The sequence below is a fragment of the Pseudomonas sp. P4_C3 genome (genome assembly GCF_056402075.1).
Window position 1 is genome coordinate 1 of record NZ_JBFUIC010000767.1, and the last position, 663, is coordinate 663.

At 55.3% G+C, this 663-nt stretch carries 1 pseudogene; it reads right to left on the minus strand.

The features are described 5' to 3' along the window. Positions 1–118 (minus strand): annotated as a pseudogene (locus tag AC1DVH_RS32330) (fe2+ zn2+ uptake regulation protein); the annotation flags it as partial. Between the last annotated feature and the right edge of the window lie 545 nt (positions 119–663).

The window sequence follows — 663 nt, forward strand, 5'->3', positions numbered from 1 at the left end:
GCAGGATCCTGATCCGTTCGTTGCGCTGACGATCGGTACGCGGCTCGAATACGCCGACTCCCATGGAAGTACCCTTTGGCGCATTGCTACCGTCCATTGGCAGTTGCGAGTTGTACATTGCAAAACTCCTTTTCAGAGCCYGATCAGGAAAAAGTGGACGCTCTTGCAAGACTAGACGCATGAGCAGCGCAAATCATGAAGGCTCAAATGTAGAAAATTTGTCACCGTCGCGTGATCAACCTGTCAGTCCACGTGCCGATGCGCGGTAAAACCCTAAATTTTGGTTCTTCACGCAATCCCGGGGAAYACCGATACCTGTAGRARCTGGCTTGCCAGCGATGGCGACCTKACGGCCGAGCATTTTCTTCCTGGTGTACATATTCATTGCTGCGGTAACGGCCACTTAGGGTTCCGCCCTGACGGCGGGTCACTTTCGAAAAGCGCGAAAGTAACCAAAGCGCTTTGCCCCTTACATTCGGTGCCTCGCCGTGGCTCGGCATCCCCTCGCTCCGGTCCTGCTCCGTGGGCCCGCCGCCATCGGCCATCCATGGCCCAGAGTGTGTCAAAACGCCAAAGCCAACCCTTGCTATGATTGCCCCGGATTTCATCGCAAGGGCTGCCCATGAAACGCTTCATTCAAGGTGAACACCGAGGTCAAAGGAC